Origin of the sequence: Staphylococcus sp. GDX7P312P (assembly GCF_008385775.1) — a bacterium.
GTDB classification, from domain to species: Bacteria; Bacillota; Bacilli; order Staphylococcales; family Staphylococcaceae; genus Staphylococcus; species Staphylococcus haemolyticus.
The window spans coordinates 37,441-52,582 of record NZ_VUKI01000010.1; the positions used below are offsets into that span (position 1 = coordinate 37,441).

Genomic DNA, 15,142 nt, shown 5'->3' on the forward strand with positions numbered 1-15,142 from the left:
ACAACTTTATAACTCAAATAAATAGAGTCGCATAGTTAATTAATATAACGACTCTAAAGTTCTAGCATGGACTTGTTATTTACTAAAGAAGTTGACTGGTTCTGGGTTTGTGTTAGTTAAGATGTGTTTACTAGTTAAGTACTCTTCCAAGCCTTCTTTTCCTAGTTCACGTCCAATACCTGATTGTTTATAGCCACCCCAAGGTGCCTGTGCAAAGTATGGATGGAAATCATTAATCCAAACTGTACCAAGTTTTAATTTATTAGCTACACGTTGTGCTTTACCGATATCTTTAGTGAATACTGCACCGGCTAAACCATAAATAGAATCATTAGCTAATTTAATTGCTTCTTCTTCACTATCAAATCCTTCAATTGTCACAACTGGTCCAAAGACTTCTTCTTGAACGATACGCATTGAAGTATCACAATCTGTAATCACTGTTGGTTCAAAGAACAAACCAGCTTGTAAATCTTCTCGTTCTGGACGTTTACCACCAATCGCGATTGTAGCGCCTTCTTCTTTTGCGATTTCCATGTAACCTTCAATCTTATTGCGATGTTCTGTAGAAATCACTGGTCCCATTTCTGTATCATCATCGAAACCATTACCAAGTTTAATTTTGTCTACACGATCGATTAATGCCTTTTCAAAGTCAGCTTTAATATCGTTGTGTACTAATATACGTGAACCTGCTGAACATACTTGACCTGCGTGGAAGTAACCACCATTTAACGCTTGATCTACTGCAACTTCAAAGTCAGCATCATCAAAAATGATATTAGGGTTCTTACCACCAAGTTCTAAAGCGATGTTAGTTACATGATTGGCCGCATTCTTCATGATATGTTTACCTGTTTCAATTCCGCCTGTGAACGAAACTAAGTCTACTTCTTCATGACCTGATAACGTATCTCCAATTTCTTCACCGCTACTTAATACTAAGTTGATAACGCCTTTAGGGAAGCCAACTTCCTCCATTAATTCGAATACACGAATGGTAGTTAATGGCGTAATTTCACTTGGTTTCATAACGAGTGAACATCCTGTAGCTAAAGCTGGTGCGATTTTCCATGAAGCTTGAAGTAATGGATAGTTCCAAGGTGTGATTTGAGTAACTACACCTACAGGTTCTTTAACTATTTTACTCTCAGTGTTAGGAATTGGTGAATTTATCATTTCACCACCATCTTTATCTGCTAAACCTGCAAAGTAAGTAAATACATTAGCTATATCATCCATATCCGCATATGATTCTTCTAACGTTTTACCAGTATCTAAAGTTTCTAATTTGGCTAATTCATCACGGTTTTCTGTTATTTTATCCGCAATTGCTCTTACTTTTTTACCTCTGACTTCACTTGTTTCTAGTGACCACTCGGCATCTTCAAATGCGCGACGTGCTGCAAGTATTGCTCTTTCTGCATCTTCAGCAGTACCTTCTGCAACCGTAAAGATAACTTCTTGGTTATAAGGATTAATAATATCTCTTGTATTTTTATTTGAACTTTCTACCCATTCACCATCGATATATTGACGATTAGACAATTTCTCTACAAGTTCCATCAAACGACCTCCGTTAAGTTTGTTAAATTTTTATTTAACGAATTTTACAAAACTAGGTTATCACACTTTTCACAGCCTTGCAAACGAGACAGAACTAGACAATTTTTTACATAAACTTGAAAATTTAGTATCAAAAGTGCTAATAATGAATATGCGATTTTGAAACTTTTCATCAAACACTTTATAATGATTTAGAATCGAAAAATGAACATCAACGTTTATTTCTCTTTTGAAAAATTACTAAGTAACAATGGAGGTGCACTATGGCACGTTCAACAAATTATGATCAAAAAATTGAAGAAGCAAAAGACCTTGTAATTAACTCAATCGGTGAAACGATGGATTTGTACGGTACGAATCGTAGCGTTGGTAATTTATATGGCACAATGGTCTTCGAAGGAAGCATGACGCTTGATGAGATGCGTGAGCATTTACAAATGAGTAAACCTAGCATGAGTGCTGGCGTCAAGAAATTACAAGAATTCGACATCGTAAAACAACAATTTACGCGTGGTAGCAGAAAACAACATTTTATTGCTGAAAAAAACTTCTTCCATTTTTTCCGAAATTTCTTTACACAAAAGTGGGAACGTGAAGTTGATACTAATTTAGAAGCGGTCGAAAAGGCACAATTACTGTTAGACGAAACATTAAAAAATGCTGACTTAGACGAGCATGCTAAAGCAGAAGTCGATAAAATCCAAGCTCAATTAGATCACACAAAGCAATATTGTAAATGGTTAGAAAACCTAAGTAATGCCATTGAAAGTGGACAGATATTCGAACATTACCCAATTCCAGAAAAAGAAGATATTTAAAAAAGCTAGCAGATTTTCTAAAGTGTAAAACTTTGAAGAATCTGCTAGCTCTTTTTTTATTTATAAGTTATCATCATCATCTGATTTTTCTTTAACTTGCACAATACGTAATGAACGTCTCTCAATTTCTTTATGTTTATCCGCTCTTGTCTCCAGTTTAATCCGATCTCTATTAAGCGTAATAATAAACGATATCATCATAAAAATGAATATGACAATTAATGGTACACTCGCCAGTATGGATGCTGTTTTCAATACTTCTAGCGCACGTTCGCCACCAACTAACATAAGAGAGAACGGTAATAGACATAACGCAAACGCCCAGAATAGACGATTAGCCTTTAATGGTTCTCCAATAACTTTTTTCTGAGATGCGGCAGCTAAAATATATGAACCTGAATCAAATGTAGTCGCCAAGAATAAGAAAGCAGAAATCAAGAACAATACAACAATTAATGATGAGAATGGTAATTGATGCATTACTTGAATAATCGTTGCTTCAGTACCATGTGTGTTTAAAAAGTTAATCACATTAAATTCACCTGTAATTTGTAAATACACAGCATAGTTACCAAATATACCAAAGAACAATAGACAGCCTAATGTACCATAAATAATAGTACCTAGAATGACTTCTTTAAGACGACGTCCTTTTGAAATACGTGCGATGAACAGACCGATAAATGGTGCATATACTAACCACCATGACCAATAGAATATTGTCCAGTCTTGTGGGAAATTCGTTTCTTTTCGTCCTTTAATGCCACCAAAAGGTTCCATCCAAGTGGCCATATGGAAGAAATCTCTCAACATATTACCAAAGCTAGTAATCGTTGTTTCCATAATAAATACGGTAGGGCCAACAATAAATACAAAGCCTAACAATAAGAATGATAGCCATACGTTAACATCGCTTAATTTTTGAATTCCCTTTTTCAAGCCAGAATACGAACTGACTGCGAATACTACTGTGATTGTTAATAAGATGATTGAACGCACAACCATATTCTCTCCATCGATTCCTGTAAGTTTCTCTATACCAGCAGAAATCATTGGCACGCCAAGTGCGAGTGATGTTGCTGCGCCTCCTAGTAAACCAAAAATAAATAATATATCCACTAATTTACCTAAGAATTTATCCGTTTGCCCCTTTAAAACTGGACGACATGCTTGACTGATTTTATAAATTGGTTGTTTCTTAACAAATACTAAATAACCAATAGGTAATGCTGGCAACACATAGATTGCCCAAGCGATTGGTCCCCAATGGAACATCCCATATTGTGTTGCATATGTAAGTGCTTCATCTGACATCGCTTTCGCACCATTCGGTGGTACTTGATAATAGAAAGCCCACTCAATGACACCCCAATATAAAATATCCGATCCAATACCTGCACAGAAGAGCATAGACGCCCAACTAAAGTTATTGAATTCTGGTCTGTCAGTTGCCTTTCCAAGTGTTACATTGCCATAACGACCGAATGCAATATATAGTACAAAGAATAGAATAACTAATCCCATAAATAAATACACAGATCCAATTGAATTGGAAATTGCGTTATTGATATCGGTAATTACTTTTTCACTAGCTTTAGGAAATACCATCATCGGTGTAACAGCTACAAGTAATACGATTACCGTCCCTATAAAAGTCGGCCAATCCATAATTTTTTCTCGTTTCAATTATGTTCCTCCTCAAAATTGTTGTTTCGATAAAAATTAAAAACCACTTTCTTGTCACGGTTTATTCACATATTGACGATATCTAAAATTAAATAAAAATGCAAATTCCATTCAAATTATACTTTTCTGTTTATTGAATAAATATATATTTCAGACATATTTTAAAGCTTTAAAAATCGCCATAACAACAGTGTTAAATTTAAACTTAACGTATTTAACAAATTTTATATTGCATTAATTTTGCATAATAATACTGTTATTGTGAATTTATATTTATTTGAATTCTTTTAAAATACCTGTTTATTTTCAAAAAAAAGACCACTAAACTTTGAGCATTTGCCCAAAATTAGTGGTCTTATAATCTATAATCCCAATAAAAATTTAATTAAGAATCCAACCACGATTGATACACCAATCGCAAAGAACCCTGGAATAATAAAACTTGTTGCACGTGTGCGTCCGGTCTCATCTAGATTAACTGCAAATAATAATGTTGGCTGTGCTGGAATGACGAAATTGACATTAAGCGTTTGGACCATTGCAATGAAATACATTGGTGGAATACCCATACTCATGACAATCGGCACCATAATGGAGGCTGTTGCAGTTTGCGAGATAACGATCATTGCCACTATGGCAACTAAGACAATGACTAGCCAAGGTATAGATTGAATTGTTTGTCCAATATCGTCTTGTATAATTTTTAAATTTTGCGGTGCATTAAATACAGTAGCACCTAACCAACCTGGACCAAGTACTGCAAAGAGTGCACCAATAGCTGATTGCGAAATATTAGATGACAATATATCACTCGTGTTAATCTTCATCATTAATAAATTAATTGCGACACTCAAATACATAAAGAATTGGACGATTTCCGTCATAGTTACTTTAACTTGTTCACCATCAACATTAAATGAAGGCATTAAATTTGGAAAAATACCAAAAGTTAATATACCTGCAACACATAATAAAAATCCAACTACGCCTAATTTGGTTTTCGTTGTAAATGATTGTTTGACTGACACTTCAGGCGTATGTGCAATTTCACTTGCAGTGACCGTTGTCTTACGACCCACAAATGTACAAAAGACACTCAACATTAGCATCGTAATAATCGCTGTAGGTAATACAATACTTAAATATTGTCCCATTGATATATGATAACCAGCCATTACTGATATGATATAAGCTGTTGCCGATGCTGCAGGACTACATAATAAGGCTAAATTTGCAGTCAAAACAGATGCGGTGAGTGGTCGTTTAGGTTGGATATTTGCTTTAACAGCAGTCTTAGCAATAATAGGTTCTAAAGATAACGCAATATTTGCGGTACCTACACCAAATACAAACAGAAAGACAATCATTGGTGCGATAAAAATAATGGATTTCGGGAAACGCTCGATAATTTTAGAAGCAAGAAAGACTAAATAGTCTATTCCTCCTGTAGCTTGTAAGGTACCACCTGCGATACCAATAGATAAAATGATTAAAACTGCAGTGACAGGCGCTGAACCTGGAGGCAATTGAAAGCCAAAAATCATAATGAGTTGTGCCACAATGGCGAAGATACCACACCCTAATGCACCAGCTGTGCGAAGCCCTAATATAATAGACAGTATCATTATGATGATTTCTACTACAAACAGTAGCATGATGAAAGCTCCTAACTTTTCTGAAAATTATTGTGATTTTTTTAACATACATAGTTTATCACTTGCAGATGCTAAAAGTATAGAATTGAAGAAAAATTGAGATATTAAATGTAAATAAAATGTGAACATTCAACCTTACTATTCAATTTATTCCTCATCAATTTCAATTTAAAAACCCTTGAAAGTATGCTTAATATAGCATCTTCCAAGGGTTTTATAATCATTATTTCTCACGATGATTAATATGCTCATCTTTGAGTGTTCCTTTTTTAGTTGGTGCCTCTTCATAGTCACTATCTACACCTTTATCATCAGTATGACCTTTTGCCATTTCTAAATTTTTCTCAGTTTCTTTTCGCTTTTCTTTTTTAGAGCGTTTATCATATGCTCGTTCTTCTAATAATGAACCCCAAATGAGGCCACAAATAATCGCAATAGTTACAATAGCAATTAGAGCTAATATAATCCACTTAATTACATCAAACGTCATCTCTACTCACCCTCCTTCACAATTAAACATAATATTCTTTAAGTATTCTTTTTCTTTATATTATGTTTCCCTTTATGCTTTGGCTTCAATCACACGAAGCCCTATCTTGTCACAGTCTTTTCTCAAAAGAAAAAACCACGACTCCGTATGATAAGGAATCGTGGTTAAAAGTGATTTCAAATTATGAAATGTAGTTGTATGAACCAGCTTGGCTAGCTGAGATTGTACGTGATGAAACGACACCAGGTCCACCATTATAGTTCATTTCTGAAACTTTAACTGAACCATCATCGTTTACACTTTCAACGTATGCAACGTGACCGTATGCACCTTGAGATGTTTGCATTACTGCACCTGCTTTAGGTGTGTTATTAACTGTGTAGCCATCTGCAGCTGCTGCAGTTGCCCAGTTATTTGCGTTACCCCAAGTGCTACCAATTTTACCGCCTACTTTGTCATATACATAATACGTACATTGACCTACAGTGTAAAGGTTTGAACCTCCACTTGATTTACCAGCTAATGCTTCGCTACTAGAACTTGAACTAGTTGATTGTGTAGTTGGTGCGTTTTGAGTTGTGACTTTAACGTTACGATCTGAAGTTGAATAACTAGCACCTAAACCACCGCCAGCATTATTGTTTGCTGTGTATGATTGAGTGTTTTGGTTTGATTGATTGTTATTGTAATTATAGTTGTAGTTATTGTTTGATTGAGCATTGTTTACTGCTTGGTTGCCAGTGTTTTGTTGACCACCTTGTTGAGCTTGAGATGGACTCCAGTTACCTTGCCATTCATAATGATAATTACCTTGTTGGTCAATTGTATAAGTGTAACTATATGAATATGGGTCATTAGGGTTATATCCATTATTATTTTCCGCTGCGTCTGCATCTTGATGTGCTAATCCGAATGTTGCAATACCTGCTGTTGCGATTGTAGCTGTAGCGATCTTTTTCATAATAAAATATCCTCCTAGAATGTTTAAAGCTTATTTTTTCTCGTGGCTACCTGCAATTGACATATTAGAAATTTCAAATCAATTTGATTCAAAATAGTTTTAAGAAATTTTTTCCTCGTTAAATAACGACAAGACATACTCTAACAGACACACAAGGGTTTGTGTGGAATGTTAAGGGTTTGTAAATGAATCATAATAATTTTACTTTGCATGTAATAAACATAGACTTATATTACAATTGTAAAAACACTTCTATGACAGTGCTTATACTATATTAATCAACAGTGTATATACTCGACTTGTAAAATATCTGATAATTTTAAAGATGTTTTATTTCATGAAAAGTGGGAAGTATGAAGCGTTTTCAAAGTTTGGCGAGGATATTTTGGAAGTATTTTTTATAATAATAATGATAAAAATCAAATCCCCCTTATAAGACATCAGCGACATGCTTATAAGGAGGAATATGAGTTTAATTATTCAATTTAGATCTTTTAACAACGTACTATATAGAGTCATTTAGATTGTAACTGTACCTATTAATACTGCTATGCCTAATAACACAATCGCAAATCCCCAGATCCAAAAGAATGCATACTTAATATATGTACCCATATTTGCCTCAGCGAGACCAATAGCTAACCATAATGCAGGAGAGAACGGGCTTACAAATGTTCCTACAATATTACCGATTACCATTGAATATGCTGTTGAAACTGGATTAATACCAAATTGACTTGCAGTTTGTTCTACTATAGGAAGTAACGCGAAGTAATACGCATCTGTACTTGTAAGCAAATCAAGTGGAACACCAAAGAAACCGACAATGATATGTAAATATGGTCCAACGGCATCAGGAATGATCTTAATGAAATTTAAAGCAATTGACTTTAGCATACCTGTTTCTTCTAAAACACCTAAGAACATACCTGCTGCTATAATAACTGCGGCCATCATTAATGCATTTGGTGCATGTGCCTTTAGACGGTTCATTTGTTCATCCACATTTGGGAAGTTAATCACTAATGCAATTGCAACACCAATCATAAAAGCAAATTCTGGCGGTGCAACGTTAGCTAACATCATAACTAATACGATAATCGTCAACAGTACATTGGCCCAAATTACCCAACCATGTTTGAGTGCGCGTCCTCTTACTGGAAACTTAATGTCTTGATCTCGTTCGTAATTTTTCACAAGTCGATGAATATCAATGTTTAATGTAGGTTCTACTTCACCGTTATCGATTGCCTTCTTAATTCGTTTCTTTTCCCTAAACCCTAGATAAGTTGCGAAGATAAGTACTAACACGAAGCCAATCAATTGTACTGGAATGATGCCATACCATAATTCGTTAACACTTTTCACTTTCAATACAGAAGCAACACGCGCCATTGGTCCGCCCCAAGGCACCATATTCATAATTGCGGCACTAATTGCTAGTAAAAGAATTAATAAGTATTTGTTCATATTTAAAGCTTTATATAGTGGCAATAATGCAGGAATTGATAATAAGAAAGTGACAGCACCTGCACCATCTAATTGTGCAAACATACCAATCAATGCTGTGACAATACAGACAATGACCACATTACCACGAGTCATTAATATAAGTCGTTTGACAATGGGTTTGAACAGTCCACTGTCAGTCATAATGCCAAAGAATATAATTGCGAAGATAAACATGATGACTACGCTCATCACAGATTCTAAACCACTATTAAAGAATTTAACTAAATCTTTAATGCCGTATCCTAATAGCAAAGCACCAATACTAGGAATTAAAATCATACCAACGACCGGACTAATCTTTTTTGCAATTAAAAGTCCAACAATTGAGCCGATAATGATTATCCCGATTATTGTTAACCACATACTATCCCCTTGCATGTGAATTCCCCCTTATATCGTAATACGCTCTCCATTTATATAGAAAACGTTTTCATAATTTTATCAAAAATCTGACTTTAATTTAAGACGATATGCAAAAAAAGCGTGTTATCAATCTATAAAAGGACTGACAACACGCAGAATACTTTTAAATAATTTCTTTATTCTTCAAATATTCGATAATAGTACTTACTGATTCTTCTACACTTTGATGCTCTGTATTAATCTTAATTTCTGGTTGATGTGGTGCCTCATACGGCGCACTTATACCAGTAAATTCTTTTATTTCACCGGAGCGTGCTTTTTTATAAAGACCTTTAGGATCACGTTGTTCACATGCTTCCACGCTACACTCTGTGTAAACTTCAATGAATTCTCCATCTTCTAAAATTTCACGAACTTCATCACGATCAGCTCTGTAAGGCGAAATAAATGCTGTTATAGCAATTGTTCCCGCATCTACAAGTAATTTACTTACTTCACCAATGCGTCGAATATTTTCCTTACGGTCTTCTGGACTAAAGCCTAAATTCTTGTTTAAACCATGTCTTACATTATCGCCGTCTAATCGATAAGAATGCTTTCCTAATTGGAACAAAGCTTTTTCAAGTTCTACTGATACAGTTGATTTTCCAGATCCTGATAATCCTGTAAACCATATCACTACACTTTTATGACCGTTTTGTTGTTGTCTATCTGACTTAGTAACTTCAGAATCATGCCATGTAATATTACTTGATTGACTCATGCTAAATCCCTCCGAATTAATTTTGTTTTAACCCTTTGATTAAGACTTCAGCTACTTCAGGTCTAGAGAATTTTGTAGGTAGTGATTCACCATTTCTAAGCTTTTCTCTTACTTTAGTACCACTTAAATGTACATGCTCTGATGCGTCGTGTGGGCATGTTTTAGCAGTAGCCATGTTGCCGCATTTTTCACAATAAAATGCATGTTCAAATTTCAATATTTGAATATCTAGTTCATCTTCAAATTGAGAAATTAATTCTTGTGCTTCATACGTGCCATAATAATCGCCCACACCTGCATGGTCACGTCCAACAATGAAATGCGTACAACCATAGTTTTTACGTACTGTGGCATGTAGAATTGTTTCACGTGGACCAGCATATCGCATTGCCGCAGGATAAATGACTAAGCGCGCTCTATCTTTAGGGAAGTAGTTCTTTAAGATAGCTTGATAACTTTCCATACGAACGTCCGCTGGAATATCATCTGATTTCGTTTCTCCTACTAATGGATTAAGTAAAAGACCATCTACAATTTCTAATGCAGATTTTTGGATATATTCATGCGCACGATGCACAGGATTTCTTGTTTGGAATCCAACGACGGTCTTCCATCCTAAATCATGGAATAATCGACGTGTTTCTGCTGGGTCTAAATGGAAATCAGAGAACTCATCATGTTTAGGTCGATTAATTAATTGAATCGGTCCAGCAAGGTAAACATTCCCTTTGTCATAAACTTTTTTAACACCTGGATGCGCCTCGTCAGTCGTACCATACACATTTTGAGCTTCTTTTTTCTTATCATATGTGTACTTTTCTTCTAATTTCAATGTGCCATATAATTCGCCATCTTCACCGTATAATGCGATGTCATCACCGATTTCTAATTTATCCGCTTCTTCTTCAGAAACAGGTAGTGTAATCGGAATACTCCACACTAATCCATTTTCAAGATGTGTATCTTCAACAACTTTAGTGTAGTCAGCCTCACCCATAAATCCTGTTAACGGACTAAAACCACCAATACCGATTAATTCTAAGTCAGAAATTGACCAAGGATTTAAAGTAATCACTTTATATGATTGTGCTGCTTCTAAAAGATGATCTCTTTCTTCACCTTCTACTACGCGGTTAATTAATGTTCCACCATGTGGTTTAATCGTATAATTAATAATCTGTTCATGTGTTGTCATTATTGATAACTCCTTTTCCAATTAATTAGATTAGTTTACTCGGTTTTATTTTCAAGAAAAAGACAATTTTTTGTTGCGAATCACAGTGATAATAACAAGTATCACAATCGCACAAATAATTGCGAATCTTACAATATTTGAAATTGTGTCATCGTGTACGAAATAAGTCATTAATGCATTGCTATTTGTGAAGATGATTAAGCCACCAACACAAATGGCTAGAATATTAATTGGTAATATCTTTGTTAAATATGCAGAGATAGGTGCTGCAATCATACCGCCGACACTTAACGCAATAACAAACCACCAATTAATCTGAGTAATACCTAAGAAGATGATGAAACTCAATGACGTTGATAATGTTACAAAAAACTCACTCGCCGATACAGTACCAATTGCATATCGTGGTTGGATCTTATGACTAGCCAATAATAAAGGTGTATTTACTGGTCCCCAGCCACCTCCACCAATTGCATCTAAGAATCCGGCGATAGCACCTTGAGGCACAAGTTTGAAACCACTCAACTTACCAACATGTGTATGAATTTCTCTATTTCTTTTAAATAAAAATTGATACAAAATATATATACCCATTGAAAGTAAGAACAATGCGATATATGGCTTAATATAATCTCCATGTATTTGTGTAAGTAGACCTGCACCAATAAATCCACTTATAGCACCAGGAATAGCTAACTTTAACATGGTGGGCTTATGCACATTCTCAAATTTCCAATGTGATGTTCCTGATGCAGCAGTCGTAGCTATTTCTGAAAAATGTACAGTCGCCGATACAACGGCCGGTGCAATACCATAAGTTAATAATATTGATGATGATGAGGCACCGAATCCCATGCCAAGTGAACCATCAACAAGTTGGGCTAAAAAACCAGCTAATGCAAATATAAATAATTTTCTCATATATCACATGCCCCCTGACATTAAACTTGTGATTGAAGCCATCGCTTGAATTCTTTTTGTTTCTCCTCATCCAAATAGTCCTCAGATAATACATGTTGTAATAACGCTTGCTTTCTAGATGGCTCTATCGTTGATGCTTTAATAAGTTGTCTACTTTCATATAAAAAATCGATATAACTTTCATAACGTTCATCGTAGGTGTCTTGCAATGTCGATATAATTTGTCGACCTAGTTTAGGACTTGCACCATCTGTAGATACACTAATAGTCAATTTGCCACGTCTAAGCATACTAGGAAACGTCACATTCCCCGCAGAAGCATCTGCAGCGTGATTTAATAATGTACCTTCTGGCAAACTATCTTTAACATGTTGATTTACCTCTGGTTGATTTGTCGCAATAATAACTAGAAATGCGTGACTAATATCTTGTGGTTCAAACATTTTTTCAGCCCAAGTCAATCGCTGTTGCTGAAATAAAGTATGTAATTCTTTGGTGATTGAAGGACTAACAATATGAACATGAGAACAGTATTCAACTAATGACTTTGCTCGTCGAGTTGCTACCTTCCCACCACCAACAATGACAATCTTTTTATTTTGTAAATCAATCATAAGTGGCATATTGCTCATATTGTATCCTCCTTTTATGATTATTCTTTTTTTATTATTAATAATTAAGGTAAGGTCATTTCTAAATCCGTAGTTTGTTCTTTAAACCAACTAATTTTTTGTCGCATTTGGACAACATCGCCAATAATAATCATAGCAGGATTTTTTATTTCTGACGCTTTTTCCACGATGTTACCTAACGTACCATCAATTGTTTTTTGAGAAGTCGTCGTTCCTAAATGAACAAGTGCGACAGGCGTGTCTATTGATTTACCATGTTCAATAAGTAGGTCACAAATTTCTGGTAATCGTTTAACACCCATATAAACACAAAGTGTTTCTGGACCATGCGCTAAATGTGCCCAATAATCATCTTTAGACATACCAGGTTTATTAACTGCTGTCACAAAAGCAACTGACGAACTATAATCTCTGTGCGTGACAGGAATGCCTGCATAAGCTGGTGCAGCAATACCCGAAGTGATACCAGGCACAATCTCAAATGCAATCTGATGTTGTGCCAATATTTCTGCCTCTTCACCACCTCGGCCAAAGACAAACGGATCACCACCTTTTAAACGAGTGATAACATGTCCTTTTTTCGCTAAATTAACCAACATTCGATTCGTTTCTTCTTGCGGTAATGAATGTCTATTCGGGTCTTTGCCACAATAAAAGAACTTTGTCCCCGGTTTAGCTAAATCTAAAATGTCTTTATTGACTAGGCGATCATATAAAATCACATCTGACATTTGAATGGCTTTCATACCTTTGATAGTTAATAAATCAGGATCACCAGGTCCTGCTCCTACTAAATACACTTTCCCCATGTTGTCACCCCCGTTTAAAACAACTTATCTCAAACTTTAACTATGGAAGTCTTGTCCTCCATGAACTTTAGCAACAACACCTGAACGTATGACAAAGTCACCAAAATGCTCACCTTCAAGACGTTCTTTACCATAATCCATAAGAATTGGACGTAGACTTTCAAGTATTTCTTGTTCTCCGATATTCTCTTTGTACAATTTATTTAAGCGTTCACCTTTGAAGCCACCGCCTAAATACATATTATATTTGCCAGGTGCTTTACCTATAAATGCAATTTCTGCAAGTGCTGGTCTAGCACAACCATTTGGGCATCCAGTCATACGGATTGTGATTTCTTCATCATTCACACCCGCTTCATCTAATAAGTCTTCAATCTTAGAGATTAATGATGGTAAATAACGTTCTGACTCAGCCATCGCTAATCCACATGTTGGGAACGCAACACATGCCATCGAATTACGTCTTAATCCCGTATAATTTTTACCATCTGTTAAACCATACTGATCGATAAGATTTTGAATTTCTTCTTTTTTCTCTGGAGTTACATTTGCAATAATTAAATTTTGGTTAGGAGATAATCTGAAGTCGCCCGTATGTGTTTCTGCAATTTTTCGTAATGCCGTTTTTAATTGATAATCTTCTGTATCTTTAACACGTCCATTTTGAATGAATAATGTATAATTCCAAACACCTTCGTCGCCCTCTATCCAACCTAGACGATCACCATTATGTTCAAATTCAAAATCACGTGCTTCTTCAATTTCCCAACCTAAACGTGTATTTAGTTCTTCTACAACTTTATCCACACCTAAGCGGTCAACTGTATATTTGAATCGTGCATTTTTACGGTTCTCACGATTACCATAATCACGTTGAATTGTTAAGATTTTCTCACAAACATCAACGACTTGTTCTTTAGGGACGAAACCAGCTAAACGACCAACTTGTGGGTACGTATCTGTATTTCCGTGTGTCATACCCATACCGCCACCAACTGTGACATTAAATCCGACGAGTGTTTCATCTTCAACGATACCGATAAGTCCGATGTCTTGTGAATAGACATCAATATCATTAGATGGTGGTAAGGCGATACCAATTTTAAACTTACGTGGTAAATATTTCTTACCATACATTGGTTCAATTTCTTCTGAAGAATCTAATACTTTCTCTCCATCTAACCAAATTTCATGATAGGCATTGGTCTTAGGTAATAGATGGTCACTGATTTTAGTTGCATAATCATTAATCTCTTTATGAATATGAGATTGATATGGATTAGGATTACACATTGTATTACGATTCACGTCCCCACATGCCGCGATCGTATCAAGTACAGACTCATTAATTTTCTTCATAGATGTTTTTAAATTTCTTTTTAAAATGCCGTGAAATTGGAAAGTTTGACGTGTTGTTAATTTCAGTGTCTGGTTGGCATAATTATTAGAAATGTCATCCATGGCAATCCATTGTTCAGGTGTAGCTGTTCCTCCTGGTAGACGCACGCGAATCATAAAGCTGTATGCTGGTTCTAATTTCTGCTTACGACGTTCGTCACGTAAATCTCTATCATCTTGTTGGTAGCTACCATGGAATTTCAATAATTTAGTGTCATCATCTGAAATAGCACCAGTAAGTGGGTCTGCTAAGCCTTGCTCAATTGTCCCACGTAAATAATTACTTTCGTCTTTTAAATACTCTAAAGCATCTAGCTTCTTATCAAGTTCTTCTGACATTTGCTTATTTGTCTTAGCCATTAAGTACCACCCT

13 protein-coding genes are annotated in these 15,142 nt (G+C 35.4%); 1 reads left to right on the plus strand and 12 read right to left on the minus strand.

Going from position 1 to position 15,142, the window contains the following annotated elements; genetic code table 11:
• Window positions 1-75: 75 nt before the first annotated feature.
• Complete coding sequence (betB, locus tag F1592_RS04305; RefSeq protein WP_053016334.1) at window positions 76-1,566, minus strand: betaine-aldehyde dehydrogenase; 1,491 nt, start codon at window positions 1,564-1,566, stop codon at window positions 76-78.
• 263 nt (window positions 1,567-1,829) lie between these two features.
• Here betB and cudC point away from each other — a divergent pair, with 263 nt between their 5' ends.
• Window positions 1,830-2,384 (plus strand): choline uptake/conversion transcriptional regulator CudC, encoded by a 555-nt coding sequence (gene cudC, locus F1592_RS04310; protein ID WP_037551526.1) that lies wholly within the window; start codon window positions 1,830-1,832, stop codon window positions 2,382-2,384.
• Between the two features lie 60 nt (window positions 2,385-2,444).
• Here the strand turns inward: cudC and F1592_RS04315 are convergent, their stop codons facing one another.
• The 11 genes from F1592_RS04315 to cysI all read right to left on the minus strand — a co-directional run bounded on the left by F1592_RS04315 (window position 2,445) and on the right by cysI (window position 15,129).
• The gene (locus F1592_RS04315) at window positions 2,445-4,070 is read right to left on the minus strand and encodes a BCCT family transporter (RefSeq protein ID WP_053016333.1); all 1,626 of its coding nucleotides are present in this window, start codon (window positions 4,068-4,070) and stop codon (window positions 2,445-2,447) included.
• 362 nt (window positions 4,071-4,432) lie between these two features.
• Window positions 4,433-5,725 (minus strand): anaerobic C4-dicarboxylate transporter family protein, encoded by a 1,293-nt coding sequence (locus F1592_RS04320; RefSeq protein ID WP_053016332.1) that lies wholly within the window; start codon window positions 5,723-5,725, stop codon window positions 4,433-4,435.
• A gap of 223 nt (window positions 5,726-5,948) precedes the next feature.
• Window positions 5,949-6,215: a hypothetical protein gene (locus tag F1592_RS04325; protein ID WP_053016331.1), complete on the minus strand. Its 267-nt coding sequence runs from the start codon at window positions 6,213-6,215 to the stop codon at window positions 5,949-5,951.
• Between the two features lie 181 nt (window positions 6,216-6,396).
• A complete protein-coding gene (locus tag F1592_RS04330; protein ID WP_149809764.1) occupies window positions 6,397-7,176 on the minus strand; it encodes a CHAP domain-containing protein in 780 nt (259 codons plus the stop codon).
• Between the two features lie 519 nt (window positions 7,177-7,695).
• A complete protein-coding gene (locus F1592_RS04335) occupies window positions 7,696-9,066 on the minus strand; it encodes a CitMHS family transporter (protein ID WP_107609736.1) in 1,371 nt (456 codons plus the stop codon).
• 148 nt (window positions 9,067-9,214) lie between these two features.
• Entirely contained in the window at window positions 9,215-9,814 is a 600-nt protein-coding gene (cysC, locus tag F1592_RS04340) for an adenylyl-sulfate kinase (RefSeq protein ID WP_053016329.1), read from the minus strand.
• A 16-nt stretch (window positions 9,815-9,830) separates the two neighbouring features.
• Entirely contained in the window at window positions 9,831-11,009 is a 1,179-nt protein-coding gene (sat, locus tag F1592_RS04345) for a sulfate adenylyltransferase (protein ID WP_149809765.1), read from the minus strand.
• A gap of 51 nt (window positions 11,010-11,060) precedes the next feature.
• Entirely contained in the window at window positions 11,061-11,930 is an 870-nt protein-coding gene (locus tag F1592_RS04350) for a sulfite exporter TauE/SafE family protein (protein WP_053016327.1), read from the minus strand.
• A 20-nt stretch (window positions 11,931-11,950) separates the two neighbouring features.
• Window positions 11,951-12,562, minus strand: coding sequence for an NAD(P)-binding protein (locus tag F1592_RS04355; RefSeq protein ID WP_033079703.1), 612 nt, complete (start codon window positions 12,560-12,562; stop codon window positions 11,951-11,953).
• A 44-nt stretch (window positions 12,563-12,606) separates the two neighbouring features.
• A complete protein-coding gene (cobA, locus tag F1592_RS04360; RefSeq protein WP_016930653.1) occupies window positions 12,607-13,371 on the minus strand; it encodes a uroporphyrinogen-III C-methyltransferase in 765 nt (254 codons plus the stop codon).
• A gap of 36 nt (window positions 13,372-13,407) precedes the next feature.
• Complete coding sequence (cysI, locus tag F1592_RS04365; protein WP_016930652.1) at window positions 13,408-15,129, minus strand: assimilatory sulfite reductase (NADPH) hemoprotein subunit; 1,722 nt, start codon at window positions 15,127-15,129, stop codon at window positions 13,408-13,410.
• Window positions 15,130-15,142 lie beyond the last annotated feature (13 nt).

Coding starts and splice junctions, on each gene's coding strand:
- betB (WP_053016334.1), bottom strand. CDS start 1,566: ATGGAACTTGTAGAGAAATTGTCTAATCGTCAATATATCGATGGTGAA.
- cudC (WP_037551526.1), top strand. CDS start 1,830: ATGGCACGTTCAACAAATTATGATCAAAAAATTGAAGAAGCAAAAGAC.
- F1592_RS04320 (WP_053016332.1), bottom strand. CDS start 5,725: ATGCTACTGTTTGTAGTAGAAATCATCATAATGATACTGTCTATTATA.
- F1592_RS04325 (WP_053016331.1), bottom strand. CDS start 6,215: ATGACGTTTGATGTAATTAAGTGGATTATATTAGCTCTAATTGCTATT.
- F1592_RS04330 (WP_149809764.1), bottom strand. CDS start 7,176: ATGAAAAAGATCGCTACAGCTACAATCGCAACAGCAGGTATTGCAACA.
- F1592_RS04335 (WP_107609736.1), bottom strand. CDS start 9,066: ATGCAAGGGGATAGTATGTGGTTAACAATAATCGGGATAATCATTATC.
- cysC (WP_053016329.1), bottom strand. CDS start 9,814: ATGAGTCAATCAAGTAATATTACATGGCATGATTCTGAAGTTACTAAG.
- sat (WP_149809765.1), bottom strand. CDS start 11,009: ATGACAACACATGAACAGATTATTAATTATACGATTAAACCACATGGT.
- F1592_RS04350 (WP_053016327.1), bottom strand. CDS start 11,930: ATGAGAAAATTATTTATATTTGCATTAGCTGGTTTTTTAGCCCAACTT.
- F1592_RS04355 (WP_033079703.1), bottom strand. CDS start 12,562: ATGAGCAATATGCCACTTATGATTGATTTACAAAATAAAAAGATTGTC.
- cobA (WP_016930653.1), bottom strand. CDS start 13,371: ATGGGGAAAGTGTATTTAGTAGGAGCAGGACCTGGTGATCCTGATTTA.
- cysI (WP_016930652.1), bottom strand. CDS start 15,129: ATGGCTAAGACAAATAAGCAAATGTCAGAAGAACTTGATAAGAAGCTA.